The sequence below is a fragment of the Dysgonomonas sp. UBA7710 genome, from assembly GCF_002482385.1.
GTDB lineage: Bacteria > Bacteroidota > Bacteroidia > Bacteroidales > Dysgonomonadaceae > Dysgonomonas.
In genome coordinates, this window is the sequence record NZ_DLFW01000042.1 from 38,789 (window position 1) to 59,285 (window position 20,497).

A 20,497-nucleotide genomic window follows, 5' to 3' on the forward strand; every position below is an offset into this window, starting at 1 on the left:
AAATGAAACAGATACTCAACAGGCTTTTTGAACATCAGTACCTCAACCGCACCGAGGCAAAGGAAATACTGACTAATATGGCAGCAGGCAACTACAATGAATCCCAGATTGCCGCGTTTATCAGCGTATTCCTTATGCGGAGCATCAGTGTAGACGAATTCCTCGGATTTTCCGATGCACTGCTGGATTTGCGGGCAAATGTAGATGCACTGGCCGCATATAATCCGATAGACATTGTAGGTACGGGCGGCGACAACAAAAATACCTTTAATATATCCACTCTTGCCTGTTTTGTTACAGCCGGAGCAGGATATAAAGTAGCCAAACACGGTAACTACGGAGCTACCTCTGTCAGTGGCGCATCGAATGTGATGGAACAGCATGGAGTTAAATTCACTGCCGATGTCAGTAAGCTGGAAGAGTCGCTTGATAAAACCAATATCGCTTATATGCATGCCCCATTGTTCAACAATGCCCTGAAAGTGGTTGCGCCCGTTCGCAAAGCACTGGGAGTACGGACATTCTTCAACATGCTGGGACCTGTCGTAAACCCCATAAAGCCCAAAAGAACAGTATTAGGCGTTTTCAACCTGAAAATGGCGCGGTTGTATTCCTACATGTATCAACAGACCGATGTCGATTATTCTATCGTACATGGTTTAGACGGATATGATGAGATCTCACTAACGGGGGATTTCAAGATAATCAATAAATTCGAAGAGAAAATCTATACTCCCGAACAGGTCGGATTTGACCGTTGCCTGGAACTGGAACTGGATGGAGGTAATACTCCCGAAGATGCTTCAACGATTTTCGACAATGTTATCAGTAACACGGCAACCAAAGCTCAGATAAATGCCGTTATAGCGAATGCGGCAACAGCAATACAAACTATAAATCCGCAACTTTCTTTCGAGGATGCAATTGCTGAGGCACGCGAATCGTTAGAGAGCGGAAAAACGAAGGAAACGTTTTTGAAGTTCCTGACGTTAAATACATAACAGTTTTGGTATGAAATCACAAAATGAAGCCCTGCATTGCTCTCTTGACGAAGTGAGGATGAACATTGATAAAATAGATGCGGAACTGGTCGAATTGATTGCAAAACGTAGTAAATTTGTATCACAAGCCGCCCGGTTCAAACAATCGGCACAGGATGTTGTTGCATCTGACAGGGTAAGCTCCGTAATATCCAGGGTGAGAATCCTGGCTGAAGAATCCGGACTAAGCCCTGTGGTCATAGAGAAAGTGTACAGGGCTATGATAAATGCGTTTATCAATGAGGAATTAGCCGAGTTCGATTCTTTATATAAAGAAATAAAGCAGTCATATTATTAAGATGAAAAAAGTACTGATAATTAACGGCCATCCCGACAAGGAAAGTTTCTGTTTCGGATTGCACCAAAGCTACAAAAAGGGTGCTTTAGAGGAAGGTAATGAAGTAAAAGAAATTATCCTTACGGATATGATCTTTAACCCTATACTGATGTATGGTTACCGTAAACGGACAGAGCTAGAGCCTGATTTGCTGGAAGCATGGGAAAAGCTAAAATGGGCAGAACATATTGTCTGGATTTACCCTACATGGTGGGCGTCACCTCCTGCGCTATTGAAAGGGTTTATAGAACGTATTTTCCTCCCGGGATTTACATTCGAATATCAGGAAAAATCTCCGTTTCCCAAAAAGCTGTTTACAGGAAAAACTTCCGAAATAATCAGTACAATGGACGCTCCTGTCTTCTATTACAAATGGATTGTAAAAGACATTGGAGGAAAGATGATCAGGAAAGATATCGGCGCATTTTGCGGTATAAAAAATATCCGGACTACTTATCTGGCAACAATAAAAACATCGACTCCCGAACAGCGGGAAAAATGGTTGAACAAAATAGAGCTTATCGCTCGTAAATAATGGAAGAAAATAAACAAACAATATCAAAAGGACGTATACGGATAGCAATCTTCTGCCTGTATTTTTGTACAGGATTATGCTTCTCGAGTTGGGCCAGCCGCATCCCCGATATTAAAACAACATTAGGACTGGGAGATGCAGCATGGGGTACAATTCTCCTGATGATACCAATAGGGCAAATATGCGGTATGACGATTTCGGGCCTCCTTATTTCAAAAGTCGGAAGCAAGAAAATATTGCCTGTCGCGCTCGTAGGATATGTAGTAGCCCTGCTGTTCATCGGGTTATCAGCCAGTGAATATGCACTGATTATCAGCCTGATTATTTTCGGATTCTTCGGGAACTTCTGCAATATATCCGTCAATACGCAGGCTGTAACACTCGAAACGACTTACAACAAGCCCATTATGGCATCCTTTCACGGAGGATGGAGTTTTGCCGGACTCACCGGAGCCAGTGTCGGGTTGCTGATGGCCTCGTTAAAACTATTGCCTATCTATCATTTTGCCATTATCGGACTACTTGTCTTTATTACACTACTCATCAACAGACCGTTCTTGCAGGCAGACCTGAAGAAAGAAAAAGACCCGGCGCAGGCAGCGGATAAAAAGAAAAATAAACCCGAAACATTCCTTTTCCTGCTAGGCATAGTCGCATTTTGCGGGATGGCTGCAGAAGGGGCCATGTCTGACTGGAGCGGGCTCTACCTCATCGATGTGGTAGGTACACCGAATCATCTGGCGCCAATAGGACTGGCCGCGTATATGATAACCATGGCATCGGGTCGTTTCCTGATAGATAAAGCAACCCAGAAGTGGGGAAGGAAAAGGGTTATACAAACAGGAGGAATCCTTATATCTGTGGGTTTATTCACCGCAGTAGCTTTTCCTCACTTTATAACTACTATTATTGCGTTTATGATTATCGGTTTCGGAACTGCCGGAATCGTCCCTACTATATACAGCATTGCCGGACAAAGAACTAAGATACCGACAAGTATTGCTCTGACAATCGTATCCAGTGTCAGCTTCCTCGGATTTCTGATGGGGCCTCCGCTGATAGGATACATCGCCAGTGTAACCAATCTACGGTATTCTTATGCCTTGATAGGCTTGTTCGGAATATGTATAGTTGTATTAGCTTCTACTATTAAGATTCTTAAATATGATAAGATTGAACTCCGCAAAACAGATATAAAATGAGCAACATATTAGATAAGATAATCGCCAACAAAAAGATAGAGGTTGCCAGACAAAAATCGCTGGTTTCTATCAGTGAAATGGAGAAAAAGATTACAGATATCCGCATAAACTCGTTCAAAGCTGCATTGGCAGATTCACCGACCGGGATCATAGCCGAATTCAAACGCCGCTCCCCATCGCGTGACTGGATATTTAAGGATGCTGAAATCTCCGATGTTATTCCACTTTACTCAAAAAACGGAGCCAGTGCCATATCAGTACTCACCGACATGGACTTCTTCGGAGGTAATCTCACCGATCTGGTACAAGCAAGAGAGTTAACCCAAACTCCTCTGTTGAGAAAAGATTTTATGATTGACGAATATCAGCTTTATCAGGCAAGACTGGCAGAAGCCAGCGCGATACTTCTCATTGCTTCGGCATTGACTGTACAGGAAACGAAACAACTGGCGGCAAAAGCTAAGGAGTTAGGACTCGATGTATTACTCGAAATACACAGCGAGCAAGAGTTAGGCCATATCAATGACAAAGTAGATGTAGTAGGTGTAAATAATCGTAACCTCGGCACATTCGCCACTGATGTGCAAATATCATTCGATCTGGCAGATAAAATCCCCGGTGAGTTTGTAAAAATATCGGAAAGCGGTATTTCACAACCCCAGACAGTAATTGAGCTCCGGCAGGCAGGATATAAAGGATTTCTCATGGGTGAAAACTTTATGAAAACCGGCAATCCGGGCAAGGCTCTCGAAGACTTTATAAAGCAACTGGCATGAAGATAAAAGTCTGTGGGATGAAGTATCCCGGTAATATAAGGGATTTGTCCAAACTTCCGGTCAGTTATATGGGAATGATATTCTATGATAAATCGCCACGGTTTGCCGATGGGCTGACATTTGACGATGTAAATATATTGCCGTCTTATATCCAGCGTGTAGGTGTATTCGTCAACGCAGACATTGATTTTATCATGGAGAAGGTGAATAAGTACAATCTCGGCCTCGTACAGCTACATGGCTCCGAATCTGCCGCTTTCTGTAAAGAACTGGATAAAACGATACCCGTCATTAAGGCTTTCAATGTTTCGGACATCTCCGACTTCGGCCAGACAAAAGCATATGAAGATGCGTGCAGTTATTTCCTCTTCGATACAAAGACGCCTCAACATGGAGGCTCGGGATTAAAATTCGACTGGCAGATACTGGATGCATATACAGGCAAACGCAATTTCTTCCTCAGTGGAGGTATTTCTTCCGATGACGCTGAAAGCATAAAGAAGATACAACACCCGAAGTTCTACGGAATCGACCTCAACAGCAAATTCGAAACAGAGCCGGGACTGAAAGATATAACACGATTACAGCAATTTATAAAAGCATTAGAACAATGAACAGGATCAAACAACTATTCGAAAAGAAACAGAAAGATATATTATCCATATACTTTACAGCAGGATTTCCCAATCTGAACGACACCCGCGATGTTATCCGCGAACTGGAAGCCAACGGAATCGACCTTATCGAAATCGGCATCCCGTTCTCCGACCCGATGGCCGATGGCCCTACGATTCAGGATAGCGGAACGATAGCATTAAAGAATGGCATGACGCTCAAAGTCCTGTTCAGCCAGTTGAAAGATATCCGCAAAGAGGTGGATATCCCCCTTATTATGATGGGCTACCTGAACCCCATTATGCAATACGGATTTGAAAACTTCTGTAAACAATGTAAGGAAACCGGTATAGACGGGGCTATTATTCCCGATCTCCCTTTCAATGATTATATCAATGAATTTAAACCCATTGCCGATAAATACGATATCAAGATAGTGATGCTTATCACACCTGAAACTTCGGAAGAACGTATCCGCCTGATAGACGAACATACCGACAGTTTTATCTACATGGTATCATCCGCTGCGACAACAGGCGCTCAAAAGAGTTTTGACGAAAAGAAACAGGATTATTTCCGACGTATCAATTCCATGAACCTGCGTAATCCGCGCCTTATCGGATTCGGTATTTCTAACAAAGCGACATTGGATGCGGCACAGGCAAATGCCAGTGGGGCGATCATCGGCAGCAAGTTCATTACTTTGCTGAAAGAAAGCAAAGATATAAAGGCAGCCGTTAAAGCATTGAAAGAGACATTAAATAATTAACAAAGAAAATTTGTATCTTCGTGGCTTAATTAATTATAACACAACTCTTTCAAGATAAGAATGTCGAAATCCATTGATTATATAAAACAGGCGGGCAACTTTCTTTACAAATACAAGTTTACCATCCTTTGCCTTGCATACTTCTGTACAATATCCGTTCTGGCGCTATACATAGTCAGCAAGCCCGCTTTAATCAATGCATTATCGCTCATACTTGTTCTGAATATTCTGGCTAAGACCAGATATACCCTGTGGCTGTCACTTATACTGTCCGTCATCGTCTCATTTGATGCCTATTTCGCCTTTGTCTATTCAAACCAGATGTCGATAGGTACAATGGCGTCCATACTGGAGACAAATGCCTCGGAAGCATTCGGCGTAATGTCTGAAGCCATATTCGCCGCTTTGGGATGTCTGGCTGCAAGCACTTTCCTTATACTGATGTCGCAGCGGGAACTGAAAGAAAGCAAATTTCCACGAAAGATATCCGTCATCCTGTTACTCGGTTACTGGATTATAATAATGCCCGCTATCTGTTACTGGAAAGTAAAATCCCTGAAATGGGAGAATTTTATAGAGACATTTCCGGTAATCGGGACCAATGCCGTTATCGCAGCCAACTTTCCGCTTGTTTACATCGACATCTCCACGTTCATCGCCTACCAGCACGAGAGATACCAGATGAAACAGTTCCTGAAACTGGAGAAGCGGATGCCTGCCGGAATCACTTTCGACGAAAGTAAAGATAGCCCGGAAAAGATATTCTTCATCATAGGAGAAAGCGCCTCCCGGTCACACTATTCGCTTTATGGCTACAAAGAAAAGACCAGTCCTTTTTTCGATAGTCTCGCTTTAGCTCAACCCAAAGTTCTGGATTACTACAATGCATATTCGCCCGCGTCCATTACCCGTGACGCCCTGCGTATTATCCTTTCGTTCTCCACACCAAACGATATAAAGCCATTCTTCGAGAATTTCAATATCATCGACATGGCCAATAAGGCGGGATACGAGACTATATGGCTCTCCAACCAGGATAAGCTGGGCGAAAGTGACAGTTACATCGGCTTCGTGTCGGCAAACGCATCTCAGTCGATGTACGAGAAAGCCATTATAAGGGAAGATTTTACCCTACTCGACCACCTGAAAGAAACATATAGGCCGGATAAAAAACAGTTCTTCGTTATTCATCTCAACGGCAGCCATGTACCCTATGGCGAACGTTACGATGATGCGGATGAAAGAGCACTTCCCGGCAGCAAGACCAAGACCAGGGAGTATGACCGTTCAATCCATCATACCGACAGGCTGCTGCGTTCTATCTATCAGATAATGAAGCGAAACAACTCGTCTGTCCTTTATTATTTCTCCGACCATGCCGAACTGGTAGAAGGCGGAGGGCATGGAGTATTGGTAATGGACCACAACCTGTTCGATACACCGCTGGTGACTATCAACAATAGTCCTGTCCCTGTCGATTCCATTGTGAGGCGGTATGTAGACCCTGACACTTCACTGATAAACAGTTCGAACAGTATATTCATCATCTCCGAAATAATGGGCTATGATGTATCTGACGAAAATGCGAAAAAAGCCGTAGAAGACGGAAAATATATCTTCCATGTGGATAAAAATGCTTACCTGTATAAAGATTTACTGCCGGGACAGTGAACTGAGAGCAGTAAATAGCCTGTGACTGTTAAAAGGTAACAAAGGTAACATCTATTTCAGCTTTTAGCTGATAGCTATTAGCCGTTAGCCGAAGCTATCGCACAAGAGACTTTACAGTCATCAGTCAACAACTGGTAAGATATAAAAACTTTGCGCCTTTGCGTCTTTGCGTGAAACAAAATAAAATGCGAGCAACTTGTAACTTTATTTAAAAAAGGTAACAAAGGTAACAGAAATATCAGTCAACAGTTATCTGTTATCAGTTAACAACTTGTATCTCGTTTCTTGTTTACTTGTAACTCGTAACTCGTAACTGCCCGAAGGGCACAGTAACTCGTAACTGCTTTAATCAATACGTCAAAGAGCCATCAGCTAAATAATATAGATAAAGTTCTTTCAAAAAAGTAGGGACGAATTTCGATTCGCCCCTACAATGTGTATATCATTCTCTTCCAAAAACCTCAACTCAACCGGCTCACTTCTTTTACCCCTTTCACTGTTTTGAGTTTCTTTATCAGGCCATTCAGCATATCCGTATTATTCAGCATTACGGATATACTTCCATGAAAGAGTCCATCGTTGGAATCTATACTGATAGAGCGCATGCTGATGCCCGATTCCTTGGAAATTATGGATGTCAGGTTATTAATAATACCGATGTCATCGTTTCCTATCACGCGAAGTGTAACCGTATAAGTAGAACCCGATTTTCCCGACCATCGGGCAGGGATAACCCTGTATGCGAAACGCGAAAACATATCGTGAGCATTCGGACAGTTCTTGCGGTGTATTTTTATTCCCTGCGAAGACACAAAACCGAATATGTCATCCCCGTAAATAGGATTACAACATTTGGCCAGCTTATAATCCACACCTGTAAGGTTTTTGTCGAGTATAAGTTCCTCTTTGCTTAATGTCTCCTTTGCTATTTCCAGACTCTGAGGAATATAATTCTCCGCGCTGACCGCTTCATGCTTATCATGCTGTTCGGTTTCTTTTTTCTCCAGATCTATATATTGGTCTATCACCGAATTTATATCGAGGCTCTCTTCCGCTATCTTTATATAAAAATCGGTGATGGTCTTAAAGCCGAGCTTCTTTATCATCCGCATCATTATCGACTCGTTGATTTCTATCTTACGATTTTTAACACGTCGCTTGAGCATCTCCTTCGCTATTTCCACCTGTTTGTTGGCCTCTTCTTTCAGGCTCTGGCGAATCTTATTTTTCGCTTTGGAGGTAGTGACAAAGTTTAGCCAGTCTTGTTTCGGCGACTGGTTAGGAGAAGTAACTATTTCTATCTGGTCCCCGTTCTTGAGCTTATGGCGGATAGATACATTCTTTCCATTCACTTTTCCCGATACACAGGTAGAACCTATACGGGAGTGGATGGCAAAGGCAAAATCGAGGATGGTAGCCCCATATGGCAGTTTATGCAAATCGCCTTTGGGCGTGAATACATAAATCTCCTCATCGTAAAGATCCAATTTGAAATTCTCAAGTTTCTCCCCCGAATCCAGGTTCTTATTCTCCAGCATTTCCCTGAGGCTGGTCAGCCAGTCATCCATCTTCGACTGGCTTTTCACTCCCTTATATTTCCAGTGGGCAGCAAGTCCGCGCTCGGCTATTTCATCCATTCTCTTAGTCCGGATCTGCACCTCTACCCAGCGTGATTCGGGCCCCATAACTGTGGTGTGTAATGATTCGTAACCATTACTTTTCGGGATGGATAGCCAGTCTTTGAGCCGTTTCGGATTAGGTGTGTACATATCCGTCACAATGGAGTAAACCTGCCAGCATTCGGCCTTTTCCTTTTCCATCTCCGAGTTAAGGATGATACGGATAGCAAAGAGGTCGTAAATAGATTCGAAGTCTATCTTCTGCTTCTTCAGCTTATTATTGATGGACGAAATGGATTTCACCCGTCCTTTTATGTCATATTTCAGCCCTGTTTCCTTCAGTTTGGCATCTATGGGCTGAATAAATTCCGCGATGTATTTATCACGCGCATCCTTACTCTCACTCAATTTGCTGAGGATATAATCATAAGCTTCACGGTCGGTATATTTCAGATAGAGGTCTTCGAGTTCGGTCTTTATATTATACAGCCCCAGTTTATGAGCCAAAGGAGTATACAGATACGAAACTTCTATGGCAAGTTTTAAACGATACTGTTCGCTGTACTTCTCGGCACATCTTATTTTATGCAGGCGGCTGGCAATCTTGATAAGGATTACCCGCATATCTTCGGCTAATGAGATCAGCAATTTTATATAATTGTCCGAAGCCATCGCCGATTCACTCATCTCCAGCGCATTTACCTTTTTCAGCCCGGTAACGATATCGGCGATATCCTGACCGAAAAGTTTTTTTACTTCGGCATCTGTAATTATTTTATGAACAACCGGACGGTAAAGAATCAGCGCGATTATGGACGCGCTCTTCAGACCCAGTTCTTCCATCAGTATGATGCTCGTACTTACAGTAAGATCCGTTATACTACCTATTTTTTCATCCTTTTGATAGACGTTTTCCGACATGGCCCTCTTTACCACCGAGCGAAGTTTTTTCAGTTCTTCGGCCGTAAGGTTTGCCGTCAGGCCTTTTACCAGTCTCTTAAACTTGGAATAGGTCAGTCCATCTGCATTATATGTAGGGTTATTGTTATTATCCATTGCTTTGTGCTGCTTATATCTGTTTAAAGGGATAATACATTATTCTTGATAATCGGGTGTAAAATTAATTCTTTTCTGATACTATAACGCCTTTTTAGACCGGATGTTTTTATTTTTCTCAATTTGGTTAGCATTAAGCAACAGAAAATCAGGCAAAGCATATTAAGTAAATGATAATAATAATTATTGTCGCCTTTGTCATTTTGAACGAAGTGAAAAATCTCTTGTGTAATAAGGAACGAGATTCTTCGTTTTACTCAGAAACAACGTTCGGCAGAGCAAAGCGGAGCCAATGACAAACGAGAATATACAACATTATATTCTTTTTACTACTTAACTTTGTCATGCAACAAATAAGAGTTGTGAAAGGAAATTAATTTAATATAACAACCCGGTAAAAAAAAGGATTAAAATCAAGACAGAACTATACTTAGGGCTATTTTTGTATAGAATTAATTATTATCTGAAAATAAAGAATTTACAATATGAAATCGAACGATTACGAAAAACTGGAAAAAGACTATAGTTTCAAAAAAAGCTATCTTACCAATACCCCATGGTGGAAAAATATACTGATGGTTGCACCTGTATGCCTCCTGTTTGTCGGATTGGCCGGCATACTGTACTTATTTAATCTCGACAAACTCGTATCGTGGTATATTATCCCTTACCTGTTGCTCTTTGTTGTAGGTACCATATTGCTAAAAGCGATAAAGAAGCATATACAAAAAACAGCAATCAACAAACCGGACTCTTTCCTGATCTGCCTGGCCAAACCTATCGGGGAAAAAGACGGATATACTTATGCCGCATTTGTAAAAGACAGCCACAGGCACAATAAATATTATATCGCAAACGAAATAAAAGATATATCTCCGGATGATATTGTAAATGACTATAATGAACCATTCAGAAAAAAGACAGTGCTGATTCATAATGACGAGACTGGTTCCGGTCTATATATAAGGGCATTTCTCAACAGGGATCTGAACAGGCGGAGTTCGACATGGCGCGAGGATGAACTTATCCCTGTATTGTATATCGATGATAAATACACGTTTATAATAAAAAAGAAAGATCTGGTAATTGCCGGCTAGTTACCAAATCTTCTGAAAACTCATAACTCATAATTTATGCGAATTAGTAGTTGAGTTTTAACGTTGAATTATTATCGACTACACTTCGTTCCGTCAGAATGTTCATTTTGGCATTGCCCAAAACGAACACAAGCAATCTCTGATTGCGCGTAGCAGAAAATAATCCAACGTTAAAACTCAACTGACGATTCTCATAGATAATTAATAGTTAGTTGAAAGTCAGATTCTTCTCTACTCGTGTCTTGTCTACTTATAGCTTCATTATATCTTTACACCCAGCGAAAGATAAACACTATTGTTTCTCACTTTGAGATTATCATTTAACATCTCTCTTTTCCATATTCGGGTAAAGCCCGTATCAGAACCGATAATGAAAACGAATCTCGATAGCTCTGCTTGTAATTCTATCCCTAGTCCTACATCGGGTCTGTTCCATAGCCCGTCACCGGCAAAAGTATTGCCTTTGTTACTTTCGGGAGTGCCGTCGAGCGTAGTCAGCGTGGTCTTTCCTGCTACTCCGTAAGCTACATACGGCCCCATGGCAAAGCCGAAATGGGTATTGTTTGGGAAGTTGAACTTATATGTGAAATAGATAGGCAGCTGGATATACATTGCCTCCATTTTTGCTTCCATATTTCCCATGGTAGTGGACAGTCTGTTTACTTTAGCCCCTTTGGTGGTGAAGCTAAGCCCTGTCTGTAAATAAACATCGTTGCCTAAAGTTATATCGGCAATGCCTCCGAAGTTATATCCGAACCTGACTTTTCCGCTCTTGAACCCGTATTCGTTTTTCCATGCCGAAACATTGGAGAGATTCATTCCTCCCCTTATCTGAAAGGTGACATACTTTTGTTTTTCTACGAAGAATTGCGCATTTGTATTGCCGCTTATCAGTATTATAATTGAAATAATCAGTAGCCTCAAGGATGTTTTCATAGGAATTCTTTTACGTTTTTTTTATATAGTAACGATATAGTGCTTGCGTTATTATCCGGTTAATTACCACCTCAGGATGATCCGTTCTCCCAGAGCCTTTGCCAGTGCTTTTTTTACTTCTTCCAATTCTTTTATCTGCTGCATCAGTTCTATGGCCGTGTCCCAGTTTCCTTCTTTTTGTTTGACAGCCATTTCATCTTTTATCTCCTTTATCTTCTTGGTTATGTATGCATTCTTCAACTCTGTGACTATGCGTGGAACATCTTTTCCCAAATGCTTTTCTTCGGCAAGGGGTGTGTCTTCCTTTTTTGCATTTTCTCCGAATTGCTTGATATGCAGTTTGCTTAGCTGATACCTGTCGCTAACCAGTTCGGCCGCTATCTTGCTAACCTGCGCATCAGTGTGTGCCAAAAAATAGCGGGCAGGAATAAACGTCTCATCTACCGATCGTTCTATCGCTTCTTCCAGCATCAGTGTATAGAGAGGGTTGGTAAACCAGAAGCCGTCGCGCTGAAGGTCGAATTTTACCCAGTCTATTACAGTAGTAGGCATATCGCCGGTAACAGGGTTTGTTTCGCCTCCTTCCAGTATTATTTCCATTCCGAAGCGGACTATGTAGTAAAGTATAGCCAGTTCGAATTTGTCTATCGGTGTTTTCTTTACTACCGTTTTATTGTGGATTATCGGTTGCGACAAGTCATTGTTGACAGCCCGCATTTCCTCTTCCATTTTTTGCGGGGCTGTTTTTTCCAGATAGGCCAGGCGCTTCTTTGTCACTTCCTGTACCAGAATGCGCTCATCTACATCCAGCAGTATGCTGCAATCCTTGATGTAGACCGTTCGTATAATATTGTCGGGTATAATGGAAATACTGTTTACTATATCGGAAATAAGGGCGGCTCGCTTAATAGGGTCATTTCCGGCTTCTTCGAGTAATAGCTTTGTCTTGAAACGAATGAAATCGACTTCGTTGGCTTTGATATAGTTCGTCAGCGATTCCGCATTTTGTTTCTTGGCAAAGGAGTCCGGGTCTTCGCCGTCAGGCAGCAGTATTACTTTGATATTCATGCCGTCTTCGAGAAGCAGGTCTATTCCCCGTAATGCCGCTTTTATTCCCGCGGCGTCACCGTCATAAATAACAGTGACATTGTCCGTGAAGCGGTGAATCAGCCGTATTTGCCCGTTTGTCAATGCTGTCCCCGAAGATGCGACAACGTTTTCTATTCCTGCCTGATGCATGGAAATAACATCGGTATAACCTTCTACCAGATAGCAGCAGTCGGCTTTGGTTATGGCCTGCTTAGCGAAGAAAATGCCGTATAGTTCATTCCCTTTATGGTATATCTCGCTTTCGGGTGAATTGACATATTTACCTGTATTCTCCGCTTTTTTGAGGATGCGTCCACCAAAAGCGATTACTTTTCCCGATAATGTATGTACGGGGAACATGACACGGCCGCGGAAACGGTCTATGAGGTAATTATTATTCTCCCCTTTTATAGTGAGTCCCGTTTTTACCAGATAGTCTTCTTTATAACCATTCTTCAAGGCATCCTGCGTGAATGCGTCCCTTTGCTCGAGACTATATCCAAGCTGGAATTTCTCAATAATGTCTTCCCTGAAACCACGCTCTTTGAAGTAGCTTAATCCGATGGATTTACCTTCGATATGGTTGTGGAGAGTGTTGACGAAATAGTCGCGGGCATAATCATTGAGAATGAAAAGGCTTTCACGCTCATTGTATGCCTGTTTCTGCTCATCGGTGAATTCGCGTTCCTGTATCTCTATATTATATTTCCTGGCCAGATACTTTAATGCTTCGTAGTATGAAAGTTGTTCATGCTTCATTATGAAGTGAACAGCCGTGCCCCCTTCGCCGCAGGCAAAGCATTTGCAAATATTTTTGGCAGGAGAAACGTAAAACGATGGTGTTTTATCTGTATGGAAAGGGCATAAGCCCACATAGTTTATCCCCCTTCGTTTGAGGGTGACAAACTGCGACACTACATCAACGATCTGAGCAGCGTCCATTATACGGTCTATTGTACCTTGGTCTATCATGATTTTTACTGCTACGAAAGTAATAAAAATATCCCGATGAAGATATTTAATTTATGTGAATAGGATTCTTAATGGTTACTGTTAGATAAAAATTAAACAATGTATCTAAATATTTTTTGTACTTTTGTGCTTTCTTTTTAGAGTCTAAAAAAATATAAAACGAAAAGTCGTGGCTAATACGAAGTATATATTTGTAACAGGAGGAGTTATATCTTCCTTAGGTAAAGGTATTATAGCCTCCTCGTTAGGTAAACTACTACAGGCAAGGGGTTATAAAGTGACAATTCAGAAACTGGACCCATACATCAACATCGACCCCGGAACTCTAAATCCATATGAACATGGCGAGTGCTATGTGACTGTCGATGGTCACGAAGCAGACCTGGACCTCGGTCACTACGAGCGTTTCCTTAATCAGCCTACACATAAGGACAACAATATCACCACAGGACGTATCTATCAGAATGTGATAAATAAAGAACGTAAAGGTGATTACCTGGGGAAAACGGTGCAGATCGTGCCCCACATTACAGATGAAATAAAGCGCAACATCAAAATGCTGGGCACAAGATATGACTACGATTTTGTAATTACCGAAATCGGAGGCACAGTGGGCGACATAGAGTCGCTGCCTTTCATCGAAAGCGTGCGTCAGCTACGTTGGGAGTTAGGTAAAAACTGCCTGTGCGTGCATCTTACTTATGTGCCGTATATCGCCGCGGCGAAAGAGGTGAAAACGAAGCCTACCCAGCATTCCGTGAAGCAATTGCAGTCGGAAGGAGTACAGCCCGATATGTTGGTTCTCCGTACCGAACACCCGTTGAATAAAGACATTCTGAAAAAGGTGGCATTGTTCTGTAATGTGGAGGTCGATGCCGTTGTGCAATCGGTGGATGTGCCTACAATATATGAAGTGCCATTGAATATGCAGGCGCAGAACATGGACGAAATCGTGTTGCGTAAACTGGGTATGCCTATCGGGGATAAACCGGTAATGCAGCCTTGGCGCGATTTCCTTGATAAGAAAAAACATGCCAAAGAGACGGTTCGTATTGCACTGGTCGGTAAATATGTCGAATTGCCGGATGCGTACAAATCTATCAATGAATCGTTGTTGCAGGCAGCGATATACAATGATCGCAAGCTCGATTTACATTTTATACTCTCTGACAAATTGACCGCAGACAATGTGGAAAAGATGCTCGGTTCCATGGATGGCATAGTTGTTGCTCCGGGATTTGGGCAGCGCGGTGTGGATGGGAAAATACAGGCACTGAAATATGCCCGCGAGCATGATGTGCCTACATTCGGTATCTGTCTGGGTATGCAATGTATGGTTATCGAATTTGCCCGCAATGTGCTGGGACTGGAGGATGCTAACTCAACGGAGATGAATCCTCATACACCATTTAAGGTTATCGACCTGATGGAAGAACAAAAGAATATCACAAATATGGGGGGGACAATGCGTCTGGGAGCCTATAAATGTGAATTGGAAAAAGGTTCGCAGGTGTATAAAGCATATGGAAAGAAGCTGGTAGAAGAACGCCACCGCCATCGTTTCGAATTCAACGGTGATTACAAGGAAGATTTCGAAAAGAACGGAATGAAGTGTACCGGAACAAATCCGGACATGGGGCTGGTAGAGGTCGTGGAAATCCCCGGAAAGAAATGGTATCTGGGTGTACAGTTCCATCCTGAATATAACAGCACGGTAGTGTCGCCTAATCCTTTATTCATCAGCTTTATAAAAGCAGTAATTGACAATAAGAAAAAATAAGATTGAACGTTTTAAATAGCGGGAGCAGAAGCAAAATTTATTTTGATTATGCCGGGTTATACAAAACGCCCAATAGAAATTGAAAGGAAAAATCGCAAATATTAAATTTATAAAAACTATAAATGGATAAGAATACGATTATCGGGTTTGTACTCATCGCTGCCGTAATCATTGGATTTACGTTGCTGAGCAGACCTTCGGCGGAAGAACTTGCTAAGCAGAAAGAACAATATCGGAGAGACTCGATAGAATATGCGCAGACCAGGGAACGGGAAAAAGAACTGGCCAACCTGAAAGATACAGCAACAGAAGTGAAGAAAGAGAATCCGGTGGATGATTTCTTTGCGGCTCCCGTTCAGGAGGCAGATTCTGCTCTTACGGCAATGGATTCGGTACAGATGGGTTCACAGCAGGCAGAGCAATTGATAACGCTGGAAAACAGCAAGCTGAAAGTTGTTTTCTCTACCAAAGGAGGAAAGATGGTTAGCGCGCAGCTGAAAGAATACTCCCGGTATAATGGAGATTCTTTGTATCTGTTCAATAACGATACCGAATTTTCGCTTCAGCTGACCAATAAGCAAAATAAGGTGCTGCATACGAATAACCTGGTATTCACGCCGATTAAAACCGAAGGAGATAACTCTCTTATCATGCGTTTTTCATATGCAGCAAACCAACATGTCGATTTTATCTATAAACTGGCAGATGATGATTATATGCTGAAATATGATGTCAATCTGGTTGGATTGCAACCGATGCTGGATAGGAATAAATCGGATGTGATAGAGCTGTACTGGGCGCAGAAGATGCGCCGGCAGGAGAAAAGCGTGAAGAACGAACAGCGTTATTCGCACATTTACTACAAGTATGTAGGAGGTGATGTGAAGGAACTAAGCAGCGATAAAAACGAACAACTGGAAGTGAAAGAACCAGCCAAATGGATTGCTTTCAAGAATCAGTTTTTTGCACCTATCCTGATCGCTGATGAGAAAATCGAAACCGCCCTTCTTGATTCCAAAGTTTTGGTAACGGATGAAAACAGTGAATATCTGAAGACATGCGAGGCTACAATATATGCTCCGGCAACAGTAGACATGAATGCCGGAACTATAAGTGCCGGATTCACCTATTATCTGGGACCTATGTCGTTCACTTTGCTGAAAGGATATGACAGCCATATAGACGATGTGAACAAGCAGCTCGACCTGGATAAACTTGTTCCGCTGGGTTGGACGCTGTTTCGCTGGGTGAATCAGTATTTCGTGATTCCTATCTTTAATTTATTGAGAGGTACGGGGATGTCGATGGGTATTGTTATCCTGTTGCTGACTATAATTGTAAAACTGGTAATATCTCCACTCACATTCAAGTCGTTTATGTCGTCGGCCAAAATGCGCGTATTACGTCCTCAGGTAGAGGAAATCGGGGCCAAATATCCTAAACAGGAGCAGGCGATGGAGAAACAGCAGGCGACAATGGCACTCTATAATAAGGCGGGGGTAAACCCGATGAGCGGATGTATTCCGTTGTTGTTGCAGATGCCGATATTGATTGCACTATTCTCATTCTTCCCGAATGCGATAGAGCTTCGCGGGCAAAGTTTCCTTTGGGCTACCGACCTTTCCACATATGATGCCATCATAGAATGGAAAAACCATATTCCATTGATCGGTACGCATATCAGTTTGTTCTGTATCCTGATGACGGTGACCAATATCATTTATACAAAGTTCAATATGGAAATGACCAATACCGGACAGCAACAAATGCCGGGAATGAAATGGATGATGTATCTGATGCCGTTGATTTTCCTTTTCATGTTGAATGATTACCCGTCGGGACTTACATATTACTATTTCCTTTCGCTTTTGATAACTATCCTGTTGACAATCGGATTCCGGTATATAATAGACGAGGATAAAGTATTGGCCAAGCTGGAAGCTAATAAAGCAAAACCGAAAAAGAAATCGGGCTTCATGGCTCGTCTGGCAGAGGCTCAGAAAATTCAGCAACAGCAATTGAATGAAAGGAATAAGTCTAACAGTACCAAGAGGAAAAGATAAGACAGTGAACAGTTAGCAGTGAACAGTTAGCAGTTAACAACTTGTATCTCGTATCTCGTTTACTTGTATCTCGTAACTGCCCTAGGGCGTAGTAACTCGTAACTATTTTCAGTGAAAGTCTGCTATCTTATATTAGCTCATAATAATTTCAGGCATTTAGATCGTTTGATAAATGCCCTGAATGGCGCGGATTGCACTTTTTATATCCATCTGGACAGAAAGGTTGTGCAGGAATACGCTCCGCAACATAAGAACGTGGAAATCATTCCGGAACGTATCGATATCAACTGGGGTGGATTTAGTATGGTAGAGGCTACTCTGGCTCTGATGAAACGAGGTATGGAATATTCTCCCGATGCAGATTATTATGTATTGATAAGCGGAGTAGATTATCCTGTAAGATCGAAGGAGTTCCTTTATCAACAACTGGAAAAAGGAAAGGAATATATAGATATTGCCCCTGTTCCGGTTCCATTTAAGCCGCTGGAGCGTTATGAATATTATTACTTCGATTACGACCGCCGTAACCTGAAGTATTACCACCCTAAGTTTCTGGCGGAAGTATTACTCAAAAAGCTAAAGATAAAAAGGAAAGCACCTTTCAGGGTGTATGCCGGTACGCAATGGTTTGCCCTCACCCGTGAATGTGTACAATATATTTTGACGACTGTAAGAGAAGATAAGCGATATACGGACTTCTTTCTCCATACATTAGTGCCTGACGAGGCCTTTTTCCAGACAATTATCGGGAACTCGCCGTTCTTGCAAAATACAGCCGCAAGTCTTACCTATACGGATTGGGAAGTCGCTGTTCCTCCGGCTACAATAGAAGGACGTCATATTGATTTTCTGGAGAGCCATATCGAGTTCAATGATGAATACGGACAACGATACCCTTATTTTGCGCGTAAGTTCAATGATGGCAGTGAAAAGTTACTGGAGAAAATAAAGGCCCGGTTGTGGAGATAATTATTTATCCATACTGGCCAGTAGGTCTGCAATATAACTTCTGGTAAAATCTTCCGGTTTCAATACATTATTGTTCCATATTACAAGGTCGATATCTATTTTTACGATGCCGTTTTTTTTATCGGCTCCGTTTCTTCCCATATCCTTTTCTATGGATTTCAATAAGCGGATGACTTCATCCCTGTCCCTGTCTGTGTAGATAACAGCAAGCTGGTTCAGGAAATCGTTTCTGTAAGTAGTGCCATAGGGCATGGTAACAGAAGTGTCGGAATAAGATATATCTGTAAATATATTATCCAGAAACTGATGGCAAAGGCTTAAGTTCGATTCCCTATCTTCGTTTGTACCTATACTAAGTAATGCTTTGTTCATAACCGATGCAAATATACGTCCGTTTTTTTAATCATATAAGCGTTCTTTATAAAACTTTCATATTTCAGTTCCTTCCTGTCGCGTCCTCCCGGATTTGTCCTCACTCTTGGCATTACCCAAATGGAATATAAGCAATGCGTAGCAGGCTATAATACCAGTTTCAACTAATCCTATGATTGCCATTATCACGCATAACTAAAAATTTATCAAAACCAAATATCTTTATCTATATAAGAAACTGATTATTAACATTAATATTTAAGTATCTTATGAAGTATAAAGAAAAAACGGCATCGGAGATTATCCGGATGATAGAACAGGACCTTTGTAGCATTTCCGAAATATGCAAAACATTCAAGATCAGCCGGAAGACATTTTACGAATGGAAGAAATCGAAGCCGGAGTTTGGCGAAGCGGTAGAAGAAGCTATCGACCACCGGGAAGATGTGATGACAGCCTCTGCACGGATAGGCTTGAAGCAATTGCTCGAAGGCTATGTGCAGAAAAAAGAGAAGATCACCTATGCCCCCGATAAGAACGATCCGGCGAATGATGTGGAGAAATGCCGCGTAGTGGAAAAGAAATTCTGCCCGCCGAGTATCCGCGCAATAAAGTATGTACTCGACCGCGAAGAAAGGAAGAAGGATAAGGATTTGTTACTGGCATCGGAACGCCATCCGCTGGTCATAGAGGTACAGGACGAAGAAACCAGGCGTCAGCTGATGATATTGAAAGGGAACGGCTTCCGTTCGGGCGGCTCGCTCAATCCGGAAGTAGTGGCGGCCGTGGATAAGGAGTTGGAAGAGGAAAGCAAAGTGAAAAGTGAAGAATTGAAAGTGGAAAATGAAGAATTAAAAAATGAACAGGATAAATTGCAGGCACAGCCGGCTGCCGCTCCGGTAGAGAAGCCCAAGGTGAATCTTTATCCGTTTCTGCCGCCGGGATATACATCGAGAACGGATTGAGGAAGGGGTAAATAATAAGTGAAAAACGAGAAGTAAAGAACGAATTGAAAATCGGCGGAGCCAAAAGCGAAGAACGAAAAATTATACGAGATACAAGTTGGTGACAGATGACCCGCTGGTGTGGACTTCCAGTCCGTGTCTTGTTGACAGGGCAAAAATGTTTGCTACGCAACACACAGACGGGACGTCTGCGCGAGCGGAGCCCCTTGTGGTAAAGTTATTTTATTAACTTTTTGCTTGACCAAAAAGTTACAAAAACTCAAGGCTGCATTTCACGGCGACCCAAAACCGGTTTGCCGGCTGAGCAAAAAAACTCGCTCACAAAGCGATTATATTTTCGGGCAGCAGATAAGCTCATACACGTTTTTGCTCTACGCCGACTTTACCGGATTGGGTGCCCCGCCTTTGAAATAAAGGCCGTTCTCGCAAAGCGACGATTTAATTACGGAATTTTTTGTCATGTACTATGCAACTTTGTCAAGTTTTCTTGTAAACTATTGGCTGATAGCTATCAGCTAAAAGCTGAAACATGTGTTACTTTTGTTACCTTTTAACAAGTAGTAAGTGTTGAGTAATAAGTTGAAAGGAATTATAATTGTTTACTGTTTACTGCTAACTGATACTTCTGTTACCT

At 42.1% G+C, this 20,497-nt stretch carries 17 protein-coding genes; 13 read left to right on the forward strand and 4 right to left on the reverse strand.

Annotated features, from left to right (window positions below):
• Nucleotides 1-2 precede the first annotated feature (2 nt).
• The 8 genes from trpD to B3317_RS13500 are packed head-to-tail and all read left to right on the forward strand — an operon-like array spanning nucleotide 3 to nucleotide 6,945.
• Nucleotides 3-1,001: an anthranilate phosphoribosyltransferase gene (gene trpD / locus B3317_RS13465; protein WP_291112460.1), complete on the forward strand. Its 999-nt coding sequence runs from the start codon at nucleotides 3-5 to the stop codon at nucleotides 999-1,001.
• Between the two features lie 10 nt (nucleotides 1,002-1,011).
• Complete coding sequence (locus B3317_RS13470; RefSeq protein WP_291112461.1) at nucleotides 1,012-1,338, forward strand: chorismate mutase; 327 nt, start codon at nucleotides 1,012-1,014, stop codon at nucleotides 1,336-1,338.
• Nucleotide 1,339: 1 nt separating this feature from the next.
• Entirely contained in the window at nucleotides 1,340-1,912 is a 573-nt protein-coding gene (locus B3317_RS13475; protein WP_291112462.1) for an NAD(P)H-dependent oxidoreductase, read from the forward strand.
• Nucleotides 1,912-3,114, forward strand: coding sequence for an MFS transporter (locus B3317_RS13480; RefSeq protein WP_291112464.1), 1,203 nt, complete (start codon nucleotides 1,912-1,914; stop codon nucleotides 3,112-3,114). Before B3317_RS13475 ends, B3317_RS13480 begins: the two co-directional genes overlap by 1 nt.
• A complete protein-coding gene (gene trpC, locus B3317_RS13485) occupies nucleotides 3,111-3,890 on the forward strand; it encodes an indole-3-glycerol phosphate synthase TrpC (RefSeq protein WP_291112466.1) in 780 nt (259 codons plus the stop codon). Before B3317_RS13480 ends, trpC begins: the two co-directional genes overlap by 4 nt.
• On the forward strand, nucleotides 3,887-4,504 hold the full coding sequence (locus B3317_RS13490) for a phosphoribosylanthranilate isomerase (protein ID WP_291112468.1): 618 nt from the start codon (nucleotides 3,887-3,889) through the stop codon (nucleotides 4,502-4,504). The genes trpC and B3317_RS13490 overlap by 4 nt, the downstream gene beginning before the upstream one ends.
• Nucleotides 4,501-5,274: a tryptophan synthase subunit alpha gene (gene trpA, locus B3317_RS13495; protein ID WP_291112470.1), complete on the forward strand. Its 774-nt coding sequence runs from the start codon at nucleotides 4,501-4,503 to the stop codon at nucleotides 5,272-5,274. The genes B3317_RS13490 and trpA overlap by 4 nt, the downstream gene beginning before the upstream one ends.
• Nucleotides 5,275-5,334: 60 nt before the next feature.
• On the forward strand, nucleotides 5,335-6,945 hold the full coding sequence (locus tag B3317_RS13500; protein WP_291112472.1) for a sulfatase-like hydrolase/transferase: 1,611 nt from the start codon (nucleotides 5,335-5,337) through the stop codon (nucleotides 6,943-6,945).
• Between the two features lie 461 nt (nucleotides 6,946-7,406).
• Here B3317_RS13500 and B3317_RS13505 read toward each other — a convergent pair whose 3' ends face one another.
• Nucleotides 7,407-9,620 (reverse strand): RelA/SpoT family protein, encoded by a 2,214-nt coding sequence (locus B3317_RS13505; RefSeq protein ID WP_291112474.1) that lies wholly within the window; start codon nucleotides 9,618-9,620, stop codon nucleotides 7,407-7,409.
• Nucleotides 9,621-10,105: 485 nt separating this feature from the next.
• Here B3317_RS13505 and B3317_RS13510 point away from each other — a divergent pair, with 485 nt between their 5' ends.
• Nucleotides 10,106-10,717, forward strand: a complete 612-nt coding sequence (locus tag B3317_RS13510; RefSeq protein WP_291112476.1) for a hypothetical protein — start codon at nucleotides 10,106-10,108, stop codon at nucleotides 10,715-10,717.
• Nucleotides 10,718-10,978: 261 nt separating this feature from the next.
• Here B3317_RS13510 and B3317_RS13515 read toward each other — a convergent pair whose 3' ends face one another.
• Nucleotides 10,979-11,653, reverse strand: coding sequence for a porin family protein (locus B3317_RS13515; protein WP_291112478.1), 675 nt, complete (start codon nucleotides 11,651-11,653; stop codon nucleotides 10,979-10,981).
• A gap of 63 nt (nucleotides 11,654-11,716) precedes the next feature.
• A complete protein-coding gene (dnaG, locus tag B3317_RS13520) occupies nucleotides 11,717-13,714 on the reverse strand; it encodes a DNA primase (RefSeq protein ID WP_291112480.1) in 1,998 nt (665 codons plus the stop codon).
• Between the two features lie 169 nt (nucleotides 13,715-13,883).
• On the opposite strand from dnaG, the gene B3317_RS13525 reads away from it, so the two are divergent.
• The 3 genes from B3317_RS13525 (at nucleotide 13,884) to B3317_RS13535 (ending at nucleotide 18,526) form a co-directional block, all read left to right on the forward strand.
• Nucleotides 13,884-15,494, forward strand: coding sequence for a CTP synthase (locus tag B3317_RS13525; RefSeq protein WP_006801149.1), 1,611 nt, complete (start codon nucleotides 13,884-13,886; stop codon nucleotides 15,492-15,494).
• Nucleotides 15,495-15,616: 122 nt separating this feature from the next.
• On the forward strand, nucleotides 15,617-17,557 hold the full coding sequence (gene yidC / locus B3317_RS13530; protein WP_291112482.1) for a membrane protein insertase YidC: 1,941 nt from the start codon (nucleotides 15,617-15,619) through the stop codon (nucleotides 17,555-17,557).
• A gap of 111 nt (nucleotides 17,558-17,668) precedes the next feature.
• Complete coding sequence (locus tag B3317_RS13535; RefSeq protein ID WP_291112484.1) at nucleotides 17,669-18,526, forward strand: beta-1,6-N-acetylglucosaminyltransferase; 858 nt, start codon at nucleotides 17,669-17,671, stop codon at nucleotides 18,524-18,526.
• On the opposite strand, the gene B3317_RS13540 is transcribed toward B3317_RS13535, so the two are convergent.
• Nucleotides 18,527-18,898 carry a 2-amino-4-hydroxy-6-hydroxymethyldihydropteridine diphosphokinase gene (locus B3317_RS13540; protein ID WP_291112486.1) on the reverse strand — a complete coding sequence of 124 codons (372 nt, stop codon included), beginning with the start codon at nucleotides 18,896-18,898 and terminating at the stop codon, nucleotides 18,527-18,529. It lies immediately after the preceding gene.
• A gap of 269 nt (nucleotides 18,899-19,167) precedes the next feature.
• Here B3317_RS13540 and B3317_RS13545 point away from each other — a divergent pair, with 269 nt between their 5' ends.
• Nucleotides 19,168-19,863, forward strand: coding sequence for a phBC6A51 family helix-turn-helix protein (locus tag B3317_RS13545; protein WP_291112488.1), 696 nt, complete (start codon nucleotides 19,168-19,170; stop codon nucleotides 19,861-19,863).
• The last annotated feature ends 634 nt before the right edge of the window (nucleotides 19,864-20,497 follow it).

Coding starts and splice junctions, on each gene's coding strand:
- B3317_RS13500 (WP_291112472.1), top strand. CDS start 5,335: ATGTCGAAATCCATTGATTATATAAAACAGGCGGGCAACTTTCTTTAC.
- trpA (WP_291112470.1), top strand. CDS start 4,501: ATGAACAGGATCAAACAACTATTCGAAAAGAAACAGAAAGATATATTA.
- B3317_RS13515 (WP_291112478.1), bottom strand. CDS start 11,653: ATGAAAACATCCTTGAGGCTACTGATTATTTCAATTATAATACTGATA.
- B3317_RS13505 (WP_291112474.1), bottom strand. CDS start 9,620: ATGGATAATAACAATAACCCTACATATAATGCAGATGGACTGACCTAT.
- B3317_RS13480 (WP_291112464.1), top strand. CDS start 1,912: ATGGAAGAAAATAAACAAACAATATCAAAAGGACGTATACGGATAGCA.
- B3317_RS13545 (WP_291112488.1), top strand. CDS start 19,168: ATGAAGTATAAAGAAAAAACGGCATCGGAGATTATCCGGATGATAGAA.
- trpD (WP_291112460.1), top strand. CDS start 3: ATGAAACAGATACTCAACAGGCTTTTTGAACATCAGTACCTCAACCGC.
- B3317_RS13540 (WP_291112486.1), bottom strand. CDS start 18,898: ATGAACAAAGCATTACTTAGTATAGGTACAAACGAAGATAGGGAATCG.
- trpC (WP_291112466.1), top strand. CDS start 3,111: ATGAGCAACATATTAGATAAGATAATCGCCAACAAAAAGATAGAGGTT.
- B3317_RS13490 (WP_291112468.1), top strand. CDS start 3,887: ATGAAGATAAAAGTCTGTGGGATGAAGTATCCCGGTAATATAAGGGAT.
- B3317_RS13470 (WP_291112461.1), top strand. CDS start 1,012: ATGAAATCACAAAATGAAGCCCTGCATTGCTCTCTTGACGAAGTGAGG.
- B3317_RS13510 (WP_291112476.1), top strand. CDS start 10,106: ATGAAATCGAACGATTACGAAAAACTGGAAAAAGACTATAGTTTCAAA.
- dnaG (WP_291112480.1), bottom strand. CDS start 13,714: ATGATAGACCAAGGTACAATAGACCGTATAATGGACGCTGCTCAGATC.
- B3317_RS13475 (WP_291112462.1), top strand. CDS start 1,340: ATGAAAAAAGTACTGATAATTAACGGCCATCCCGACAAGGAAAGTTTC.
- yidC (WP_291112482.1), top strand. CDS start 15,617: ATGGATAAGAATACGATTATCGGGTTTGTACTCATCGCTGCCGTAATC.